This is a genomic window from Protofrankia sp. Cas3, assembly GCF_963555955.1.
Lineage (GTDB): Bacteria > Actinomycetota > Actinomycetes > Frankiales > Frankiaceae > Protofrankia.
In genome coordinates, this window is sequence record NZ_CAUVXP010000174.1 from 1 (window position 1) to 10,060 (window position 10,060).

The 10,060-nt window shown below is 69.8% G+C and carries 6 protein-coding genes; 2 read left to right on the plus strand and 4 right to left on the minus strand.

The features are described 5' to 3' along the window. The 4 genes from U9983_RS23320 to U9983_RS23335 form a co-directional block, all read right to left on the minus strand. On the minus strand, positions 1 to 1,897 hold a 1,897-nt coding region (locus tag U9983_RS23320), incomplete at its 3' end, for an InlB B-repeat-containing protein (RefSeq protein WP_322756070.1). A gap of 48 nt (positions 1,898 to 1,945) precedes the next feature. Next, the gene (locus tag U9983_RS23325; protein WP_322756071.1) at positions 1,946 to 4,270 is read right to left on the minus strand and encodes a transglutaminaseTgpA domain-containing protein; all 2,325 of its coding nucleotides are present in this window, start codon (positions 4,268 to 4,270) and stop codon (positions 1,946 to 1,948) included. Then, positions 4,267 to 5,412 (minus strand): DUF58 domain-containing protein, encoded by a 1,146-nt coding sequence (locus U9983_RS23330; RefSeq protein WP_322756072.1) that lies wholly within the window; start codon positions 5,410 to 5,412, stop codon positions 4,267 to 4,269. Before U9983_RS23330 ends, U9983_RS23325 begins: the two co-directional genes overlap by 4 nt. Further along, positions 5,413 to 6,393 carry a MoxR family ATPase gene (locus tag U9983_RS23335; protein WP_322756073.1) on the minus strand — a complete coding sequence of 327 codons (981 nt, stop codon included), beginning with the start codon at positions 6,391 to 6,393 and terminating at the stop codon, positions 5,413 to 5,415. Between the two features lie 288 nt (positions 6,394 to 6,681). Between U9983_RS23335 and U9983_RS23340 the strand changes: the two genes are divergently transcribed. Together U9983_RS23340 and U9983_RS23345 are read left to right on the plus strand one after the other, a co-directional pair. After that, the gene (locus U9983_RS23340) at positions 6,682 to 7,944 is read left to right on the plus strand and encodes a hypothetical protein (RefSeq protein ID WP_322756074.1); all 1,263 of its coding nucleotides are present in this window, start codon (positions 6,682 to 6,684) and stop codon (positions 7,942 to 7,944) included. A gap of 112 nt (positions 7,945 to 8,056) precedes the next feature. Continuing rightward, positions 8,057 to 10,060: Hsp70 family protein (locus U9983_RS23345; RefSeq protein ID WP_322756075.1), on the plus strand; the 2,004-nt coding region annotated here is incomplete at its 3' end.

A 10,060-nucleotide genomic window follows, 5' to 3' on the forward strand; every position in this document is an offset into this window, starting at 1 on the left:
CTGTGAAGGTTGCCGTTACGTTACGCGCCATATCCATGGTCACCGTGCAGGTACCGGTCCCGGTGCAGTCGCCCGACCATCCGCTGAACGCCGAACCGGATGCCACCGCAGCCGTCAGCGTCACCTGCGTGCCAGCGGCATAGGAGGCGGTGCATGTGCGCACCCCGCCGCCCGATGGGCAGTCGATTGCCCCAGGGTTCCCGGTCACACTGCCGTTCCCGCTCGTGGAGATCGACAGCGTGAATCCGTCCGGCGGCCGCGTGGGGGTAGAGGTCTGGCTGGGCGTGGGGGTGGCAGAACGAGTCGGAATTACGTCCGAGCTGTGCTGACTGTCCGTGGGATGTTGGATCGGCGTCGCAAATGATTGCTCATCAGCAACCACGGTGATCGTGGCGGTCGGGGTGGCTTGGCGGCCATCGGCGAGCCGGGTCTGCGCCCGGACGGTGTAGACACCGGGCTTCGGCCAGGAATGGCTGACCTGGACGCCGGAGGTCGGCGCATCATCTCCGAACGTCCATGCCACGGAGGCGACGATGCCGCCGTTCGTCGCGACCACCCGCAACTCCACCGGCTGGTTGACAACGACCTGAGTCGCCGACACCCGGATCTGCACGTCCCCCTTCGCCTGTTGCGGCTGCCCGGTCGGCGGCGTTGTCGGCCCGGTCGGCGGCGAGGTCACCGGAGACTGCGTCGGCGAGGACTGCGTGGGCGAGGACTGCGTGGGCGAGGACTGCGTCGGATTCCCCGAACCCGGCCCCTGAACCACCCCATTGCCGGGATTTTTGGGGTTGTACTTCTCGGTTTGCCGAACCGACCCGTCCAAGCGCACCACCCCCGCCTGCGCACTGCGAGGATCGTTGTAGAACATGAACGAGCCCTGCGACACCAACTCGAACCGGGTCCGCTCCGGCAGCACCTTGGGGCTCGCGACCAGCCGCCGCGCGCCAACATCCACCACAATCACCTGGCCCGCGGTGAAATCCGGGATGAACACCCGCCCGGCCGCCTCATGCGGAGCACCCAGATCATGACCGGCCGCGCGTAGATCCACCGCCGTGTCACACGACCCATGCGACAGATCCGACACCAACAACACACCACGCCGACCGCTCGCCGCATACACCCGATCAGCCGACGTCGAGCCGGCCACCGTGACGGTGGTGTCACCGACCTGCGTATCCACGCACCCACCGGCGTCCGTACCACCGTCGGCACGCAACGGACGGGCGGTCCGCGCGACAACATCGACAATGACGACCGTGTCACCGGAACGCACCAGCGTCGCCCGCGCCGGATCAACAGCCCCCCGCCTGGTGTGCCGGCCCGCACCGTCCAGCCAGATCAGATCACCGGTATTGGCATCCACCAGCCACAACCTGCCAGCGCCGTCGAGCTGCGCCGCCCCGGGCGCCACCCGTGCCGCCAACGACTGCTGCGCCCGCACCTGCAACGTCAGCGGATCAGCCGTCGTCACCAGACCCGACTGCGCAGTCACCGCATACACCGCCTGCCGCCCCGGATACACCGCCAACGACTGCCCCGCATTCGCGAACCGGGCCGCGTTCCCGACGGCGAACGTCGCACCATCGACCCGCCGCACCGACCCATCCGAGGTATTCGCCACAAACGCATCCGCACCCGACTGCGCCGCCGACAGATCAGCCCCACCCTCACCCACCTTCACCTGCGCCACCACCTGCGCCGACGACCCGTCCACCAACGCCGCCTGACCCACCGAGGACACCAACCACGCCGACCCGTCATCCAACGCCACCGACCGCGCCGGAACATCCCCCAACCAACCGGCAGCCACCAACGCACCCAGCACAACGACACCGGCCAGTGCGGCGCCCAGCCTGGCACCCCGTGCCGGACGCGTGAGCCGTCGCCGTCGCATCTTCGTCACCTCACGTCAGACCATCAGCAAGCCCGAGCCAAAACATGATCATCTGCTGCCGCCCGGGAGCAACGGCCGAGGATCGACGATCGCCCGCGCCCGCCGGGGCAGCCCACCCGCACGGTTGAGTTCACGGCAGGCGAGCCGGGTGAGCTCCCAGGCGCGCCGGGCATCGGCCTCGCCGGGTTCGGTTTCGGCGAACAGGGCCGCGTTGACCACCGGCATGAGCTGTTCCATCTGCTCCCCCGCCGCGCCCACGGCGCGCAGGTCACGGGTGCGCCCCACCACGTCCCGCGTGGTCAGGGCATGCGATCTCGGCAGGCCGCACTCGGAGAGCCTGTCCCGCACCTCGCGCCAGGCACCGCCGATACGAGCCGAGGGTGGCCCGGAGCGTTGCCGGTGCCGCCGCCTTCGCGCCTTCTCGCCGACGATCAGTGACAGAACCAGCACAATGCCGAGGAGTACGGCGAGGCCGAACCAGGCCGCCGTCCCGGCCGCACCACCGCCGCCCCCGCCGCCCGGCGTGCCGGTGGAGGAGAGTTCCGGCTGGATCACCGGGGGCGCCGGCTCCGCCGGCGAAGGCTGCTTGTCTGCTGGCCCGCCATTGGAGGAATTCGGGTCGGCCGGTGGCAGCTTGGTCACCAGGTTGCTGACATCGGTCGGTTCGAACGCCACCCACCCGAGACCGGCGAGGTTGACCTCTGGCCACGTGTGGGCGTTACGCGTGGTCACCCGGAACGTATTGGGCCCGGTCGAGGAACGTTGGTCGAGCAGGTAGCCGACGGCGACCCGGGACGGGAAACCCGCGATCCGTGCCATCAGCGCGAACGCGGCCGCGTGCTGCTCGGCGTAGCTGCGACGGAACTGGGCGCTGTCGGTGTCGACGGCGAGCATCCGGGAGACGGCGCCGTAGGAGTGACCGGGCGCGGCGCCGAGATCGTACGGGAACCTCTTCGGGTCCCGCAGATACGCCTGAATCCTGACGAGCCTGTCGTACGGATTGGTCGCACCGTCGATGATGCCGTCGGTGAGTTGGGTCAGGTCGGCTGGCACGGCTCCCGGCAACGCCCGGTAACGCGTCACCGACGGGTCGTTCAGGGGTCTGGCCGCGGCTTTCTCCGCGTCGGTGGGATTGGGCACCACCGAGCGCAGGTCGTAGCGCAGGCCGGGCCCCGGGGATGTTGTCATCGCCAGGACGCCGGAATCCGGTGCGAACGCCATCGTCGCGCCGGTACCACCGCCGTTACCGCCACCGATGTCGGTGATCCCGACCGGGCGCCCGAGCGAGGGTAGGAACACCCCGTCGAGACGGTCAACGGTGACCTCGGCATCAACGGTTGTGCCACGCGGGGTCGCCGCGACAGGATCGTCGGGCAAGGTCCGACCGGTTGCCACGAATGTCGCGCCGTCGGTCCAGCTGGCGCCGTCGAAGTCACCGAGAGCGGCTGTCCGGATGCGGTCGACCTGCAGACGCTCGGTCGAGGCCAGGTGGACGGTGAACAGCGGCTCCACCGGATCGGCCTGAAGCTGGGCCTTGACGTTCACCAACGGGTTGAGGGCCGAGGTCACCTGCACCGGGGGATGGCGGTGGTCACGAGGGTTGAACCGGTCGGAACCATCCGCGATCGGCAGGACCGCGGCACCGAGCGTACCGACGACGACAAGGATGACCACCACCGGCAAGCCAAAGGCCAGCCGACCCGAGGTGAGCCGCCGCCAGGAGCGCCCAGCGTCCGACCGCTCAGAACCCGACGGCCTGGCGTCCGACCGCCCAGCACCAGCGCTGTCGTGGGAACTGGATCGATCGGCTGCCCGGACCAGCGCCAGCGCTCCCCCGACCAGCAGGATGGCGCCGGCCAGCCACACCTGTGAGCGCCCGCGCGCGGCAACCAAGAGCAGACCCGTGGCGAACGCGAGGATCGGCGGCGGCAACGGAGCGAGCACAGCGTCGGTCCGCAGCGCAACGACGACGCCAACAGCCGTTGCGATCCACAGCAGCAACGCCGGGACGATCAGCAGCTCGCCGGTCGGATCCGCCGGAAGCCCCGCGGTGAGCATGTCGGCCCAGCCGTCACGCAGGCCACGGCCGAAGGCCCCGAGGAGCGAACCCGGCAGCCCGCTCCCCCAGCGGGACGGGAACAGCGCGAGCAGAGCGAACAGCAGGCCGCAGCCGGTCACCACCAGCAATGTGACGTCAAGACGACGGATCCGTACCGACGCGACGGCCGCCACCACCGCGGCGAGCACGACGGACCCACCGAGCGGTACAAGGTAGCCGGCACCGGCGAAGAACGGGCCGAAGACCATCGCCACCAGCAGCATCACAGCCGCGACCAGCACGAGCTGGCCGGCCCGCGGCCGTATCGCGCTCACCTACGTACCCTCGCGTTCCAGACAGCGGCGAAATCCTGGCTGGTTCGGACGTTCACGACCATGGCTCCCTGCACCGAGGGTCCGGGACGATCGTGCTCTTCGCCGAGGAGAACCAGGCTCGCCATCGTGAACCGGCTGCGGACCAGGGAGATGGCCGCGAGCATCGCGACCGGCGCCTGCCCGGTCACCACGCCGAGCGCCACCCCGTCCTCCCGCGGCAGCATGCCGGGCAGCGCGCCGAGCCCGGGATCGTCGTCCGCGGCGCGCACCTCCGCGAACAGGTCGAGGATCGACCCCCGCTCGGCCGCCCCGCGGTCGGCCACCGCGCGCACCCCGCCGGTGGTCCGTACCTCGACCGGAAAGCCATGCTCCCGGGCGGAGATCGCAAGGGAGGCGGCGACCCGCACCGCGTCCTCGAAATAATCCTTGCTGTAGGGGGCGGTGCTGGTGTCGAGCACGACCATCAGCCGCGGCTCGTTGGGCACCACGTTGTGACGGACCATGAGTTTCCCGGTGCGGGCGGTCGACCGCCAGTGCACGAGCCGTAGATCATCGCCGCGGACGTACTCCCGCAGGCTGTGGAAGGCGACGCCGCCGAGCGGCGCCGTGCTCGTCGTGGGCCCGTCCATGTCCCGGGAGCCGCCGGTGGGTAGCGGTGCCACCGGGTGCAGCCGAGGATGCACCTTCAGCTCCGACCGGGAGGCGTAGGAACGTCCGATGTGCATGAGCCGGAGCGGGTCGCTGTGACCGATGGTGAGGGGACCCACCTGGTAGACGCCGCGGCGATCGGTGGGCAGCGGGTAGGCGGTCTCGAACGAGCGGTCCGGCGCCAGACTGGGCAGGGTCACCGCGACGTGGCGTTCCCCCACGGCTTCGCTGGCGAGAAACGGCGGGCTGCGCCGCCGCGCGGAGTTGGTCACGGTGAGCAGACCCCGGGCGCCCTCGCCCTCGGCCACCCGCAGCGGCTGGATCTCCCGGACGACGGTGACGTCCGGAGTGACGAGCATCCAGGCAGCCGCGACGAGCAGGGCGGCCAGACCCCCGAGAGCGAACACGACCAGCTCCGGGTAGTCCAGCAGCGCACCGGACAGGCCGAGGATGACCACGGCCGCGGCAACAGCGAAGCCCGACCGGGTGATCATCTAGTGGACCACCCGCTGATCCGGCACCGGTACCGACGCCGTGAGCCCACTGAGCAGGCTCGCCGCGGTGCCGCCGGCCAGCTCCGCCTCGGGCCGCAGCAGCATCCGGTGGCCAAGCACGAACGGGACGAGCGTGCGCACGTCGTCCGGGGTGACGAACGACCGCCTGTCAGCCGCCGCGTGTGCCTGGGCCGCGACCGCGAGCGCGAGCCCGCCACGTGGGCTCACCCCGAGGCGCAGTTCGGGCATGCGCCTGGTCGCCGCGGTGATCGTGACGATGTAACCGAGCACCGCCGGAGAAAGATGGACGCGGCGTGCGATGTCGGCCATCCGGACCACCTCGGCGCTGGAAAGTACCGGGTTCACCTCATTGAGCGTCTGGCCGCGGGCCCGGTTCTCCAGGATCTCCACCTCGGCCTCGTGGCGCGGATAGCCGATTTCCATCCGGATCATGAACCGGTCGATCTGGGCTTCGGGGAGGTCGTAGGTACCGCCGTGTTCCACCGGGTTCTGGGTCGCGATGACCATGAAGGGTCGGGCCAGCTCATAGGAGACGCCGTCCACCGTGACCTGGCGTTCCTCCATGACCTCCAGGAGCGCCGCCTGTGTTTTCGGCGAGGCACGGTTGACCTCGTCGGCAAGCACGATGTTCCCGAACACCGCTCCGGGCCGGAACTCGAACTCCCGGCTGCGCTCGTCCCAGACCTGCACGCCGGTGACATCGGTGGGAAGCAGGTCGGGGGTGAACTGGATCCGGCGCATCGTTCCGTCGATGGAATTCGCGATGGCCTTGGCAAGGGAGGTCTTCCCGACCCCGGGAACATCGTCGATGAGCAGGTGGCCCTCGGCCGCCATGCACACCAGGGCGAGACGAATGACATCCCGCTTACCCCGGACGAAAAGCTCGACGTTACGGACGAGTTCCTCGTAGCGTTCGGCGAACCATTCGACTTCGGACACGCTCGCCGAAGGGTCGGTCATGGGCTTCTCCCCCCAGGAATCACAAGGCAAGGGCCATGGTAGAGGCCATCCCGGCCGTGGGGAACGAACCGAAGGGGCAGAGTTGTCCGCACCGTCGGGCCTTCGGGCGGTACCCACGGGCAACGGCTGGCGACCGGTGGACGCAGGCATGTCGAACCGTCGTATGGTCGGGTCATTCCACATCGTCCGGTCGTGGGTAGGTCGGTAGCGCGGGCGGGGATGTGAACAGGGGCCGCGGGACGTGCACGGTGGCCGGGGCTGTAGGGAGCTGGAGGGAACGGAGTCGGTATGGATCCGGAACTTCGTCTCCACGAGACCCGGTTGCAGGTCCGGCCGGGTGAACTGGTACAGACGACGGCGACGGTCCGCTACGACGGCGACCTCGTCGAGCGGTACACGTTTGACGTGTTGGGGGCGGCGTCGGGGTGGGCCGAGGTCATCCCAGCGGAGATCTCGGTCACCCGCGGGGTTGAGGAAACCGTTCAACTGCTGTTCCGGCCGCCGACCGGCCCGGGGACACCGGTGGGAAAGATACCGTTCGCGTTACGGTGCCGCTCGCGGGAGAACCGCAACTGGGTGGCCGTCGAAGAAGGCGACATAACGGTCGGCGCGATTCACGAGATCACGGCCGCCGTCATCACCACGAAGATACGGCGCGGGCGGTGGACAGCCCGCTGGATCGCGCGTTTCGACAATCGCGGCACCGCCCCGGCCCTACTCCGCCTGTCCGTCCCGGACGAGGACGGCGCGCTCGGCTACGCCCTCGCGCCGACGAGCGTCGAGGTCCAACCGGGCGGGTCCGGTGAGGTGTTCCTCAAGGCACGGGCGGTGCGGCCGTTCCTGCGCGGCACCATGGTGCGCCACCCCGTCCGGCTGGTCTACGCGAGAACTGACGAAACCCGAACCGACGAAACCCGGACGAACCAGGCCCGAACGAGCGGAGCCGACCAACAGGCGGTCGAGGGCCAGCTCGATGCCGTCTTCGAACAGGTCCCGGTCATACCCAGGGCAGCTGTCAAGCTGGCTGGCGCGGCGCTGGTGATCGGTATCGTCGCGACAGCCGGCGCAGCCCTGCTGACCCGGGCGCCGACGAGGACGTCGGCACCGACCGCACCCGTGACCGCCGCGACCGCACCCGTGGCCCCCACCAGCCCGAGCCCCACCCCAAGCCCGAGCGTCGGACCGACAACGAGTGTGGGACCGACAACGAGTGTCAGCCCCACCGGCGCCGCTGGGCAGGTAGAGCCGCAGGGGATCTACGTCATCTTCCACGCCTTCGCGATCGACGACCGCGTCGCGACCGACAACCAGGCCGCGCAGCAGTTCATCAGCGACATCCAACGGTTGCCGGATGTGGGAGTGGTCCAATTGATGGACAGCCGCCGGTCACAGCGGCTTCGCGAGCCCACCGACAAGCCCGATCAGGGCGAGTACGTGGTCCTCAAGGACGGGTTCGCCAGCTATCAGGACGCGACAGGCTACTGCGCGAAGGTGCTGCCCGCGCTCAGGCAGTCGGTAAAAGGCGCCAACTGCTACGCCGTGCCCGAGTGAACGCTCACTTTTAGGATGACCAACGCGCTATGACCGTGTACCCCGGCGGCGTCCTCCGCTGCGCTCCTCGCTCGCTGGCGCTCCCTACGATGCTCGCTTTGGCCGCCGCCTCATGACCTATGCCCTCGGCATCGACGTCGGGACCACGTTCACCGCGGCCGCGATCTGGCGAGACGGGCGGGCTGAGGTCGTCGACCTCGGCGAACGCGCGAGGACGATACCGTCCGTACTGTTCCTGCGTGACGACGGAGTAATGCTGGTCGGTGAGGCCGCGGAACGGCGTGCCATAACCGATCCGTCCCGGGTGGCAAGGGAGTTCAAGCGCCGGTTCGGCGATGACGTGCCGGTACGACTCGCCGACACGCCGGTGGAGATACCCGACCTCGTCGCCGACATGATCAGATTTGTCGTCAGTAAAGTCACCGAGCGTGAATCGCAGGCGCCGGGCCATGTGATGCTGACCCGCCCCGCCACCTGGTCCGGTCACCGCCAGGACCTGATGGAACAGGCCGCTGGGCTCGCCGGGCTCACCGACGTCGGGCTCCTTTCGGAGCCGGTGGCAGCCGCGGGACACTACGCGGCGCAGGACCGCCTCACCCCAGGCGATCATGTCGGTGTCTACGATCTCGGCGGCGGCACCTTCGACGCGACGGTGCTGCGAAAGACCGACGGTGGTTTCGAGGTGTGCGGCGAACCCGGCGGTGACGACGACATCGGTGGCATCGACATCGACGAGGCCGTCCTCGACCACATCGCGCGGACGGTCGGCCCGCCCTGGCAACGCCAGGATCTGACCGACCCCGAGACGGCCCGTGCGGTCGCCCAGGTGCACGCCGCAGCGGTCGCGGCCAAGGAGGCGCTGTCCGCCGATACCGAGGCCGAGATCCCGGTGATCATCCCGGGTTGCAACCGGACCGTCCGACTCACCCGTGATGACCTGGAGGAATCCGTACGGATCATGGTGTTGCGGACCCTTGACACGTTCCGGCGCACGTGCCGTTCCGCCGGGGTGGAGCCGGCGGAACTCAACCGGGTCCTGCTTGTCGGTGGGTCGAGCCGCATTCCCCTGGTCGCCCGGCTGGTCGAGCAGGAGTTCCGCGTGCTGGTGACCGTGGACACTCATCCGAAGTTCGCCGTCTGTCTCGGCGCGGCGATCGCCGGCGGCGCACGGCTGTCACGGCGGGCACCGCAGACACCGCGGGTTCAGGGGGCACCGCAGACACCGCAGACACCGCAGCTCCGCACGATGGCGCGGCCCGCCGCGACCCCGTCCGATGCCGACGTTCGCGGCAGTACCGACACCAGTCCCGATACGCAGGCCACCGACCGCGGCACCGCGCGAAGCGCCGACAGTGCCGCGGCGGCCCTGGCCGCGGACCTGCTCGCGCCGCTGCCCGTTCCGGCCCGGCCAGCTGTGACCGTCGAGGTCGACCTCGCCCAGGCCGGGCTCGACGAGCCCTACGACCAGCTCCTGCATCCGCCGCAGGTACGCACCCGCGACGTCCGACTAACTGACCGCGACGAACCGCTGCGCATACACCTCGGACCGTCGGACGAGGGCTACCGAACCCAGAGCCGGCGCGTGGCCGCGGTGGGTGGACTGATCGCGCTGGTGGTGATCGCGGCGATCCTCGCCGCCGTCCTCGTGGCGACCGGGGGCTCATCGTCGTCGACGTCCGCCCCGCAGTCCTCTGGTCCAGGCAGTACAAGATCCACCGGACCGGCCGTGGGCTCCTCGACGGTCGCCAGACTCACCGCAGGCCTGCTGACGGCCGACGCCGCGCCCGGCAGCGCCGTGTACGGGTTCACCGACAACCCGCGCGGCGGCCGAGTGGCCGTCGGCAGCGGGTCCGGCGGGTCTGACCGAGGCCCGGCAGCCTGGTCATCCGATGGCGCTTCAGCCTGGACTCCCGCGGCGGTGACATCCCCAGCCGGTTCCGGACCGGGCGTGATGACCGGTGTCGCCAGCATCGGCGGCCGACTCGTGGCGGTCGGATGGACCGCACCCCCAGGCGCCGGACCGTCCCAGGCCGTGCCAACCGCGTGGGTCTCCCCGGATGGGCGGACCTGGCAGGCGGTCGGCGGTGATCCCAATGGCAGCCAAGGGCAGATGAGC